General features: G+C 49.1%; 2 rRNA genes. Both read left to right on the forward strand.

From position 1 onward, the window contains the following. Positions 1–504: ribosomal RNA gene (locus J502_RS16125) — 23S ribosomal RNA — on the forward strand; the annotation flags it as partial. Positions 505–694: 190 nt separating this feature from the next. Then, positions 695–809: ribosomal RNA gene (gene rrf, locus J502_RS16130) — 5S ribosomal RNA — on the forward strand. The last annotated feature ends 7 nt before the right edge of the window (positions 810–816 follow it).

Consider the following 816-nt stretch of genomic DNA (forward strand, 5'->3'; position numbering starts at 1 on the left):
TTCTGTATGGAAGGGCCATCGCTCAACGGATAAAAGGTACTCTGGGGATAACAGGCTGATACCGCCCAAGAGTTCATATCGACGGCGGTGTTTGGCACCTCGATGTCGGCTCATCTCATCCTGGGGCTGAAGCAGGTCCCAAGGGTATGGCTGTTCGCCATTTAAAGAGGTACGCGAGCTGGGTTTAGAACGTCGTGAGACAGTTCGGTCCCTATCTACCGTGGGCGCTGGAAATTTGAGAGGATCTGCTCCTAGTACGAGAGGACCAGAGTGGACGAACCTCTGGTGTACCGGTTGTGACGCCAGTCGCATCGCCGGGTAGCTATGTTCGGAAGGGATAACCGCTGAAAGCATCTAAGCGGGAAGCCTACCTCAAGATAAGATTTCCCCGAGACTTTATGTCTCCTAAAGAGCCGTTGAAGACTACGACGTTGATAGGTTGGATGTGGAAGCATAGTGATATGTGAAGCTGACCAATACTAATTGCTCGTGAGGCTTGACTATACAACACCCAAACAGTTGTATACAAAGCATCAATCGATTCATAAATATGCAATATCCCTTGATTCAGCCTAATGCTGGAACATACAATTCAGACCCAGATCTGCCCGCTGTTAATAACTCATTTGGACCAAAGTACGGCACATACTGCACCGCAGTTAAATCAGACCCGAACAAGTCCATCAACAGTTGTGCTGGCGACCATAGCAAGAGTGAACCACCTGATCCCTTCCCGAACTCAGAAGTGAAACCTCTTAGCGCTGATGGTAGTGTGGGGTTACCCATGTGAGAGTAAGTCATCGCCAGCTCATTATT

It is taken from the genome of Acinetobacter sp. 1294596, assembly GCF_000582925.1.
GTDB lineage: Bacteria > Pseudomonadota > Gammaproteobacteria > Pseudomonadales > Moraxellaceae > Acinetobacter > Acinetobacter radioresistens.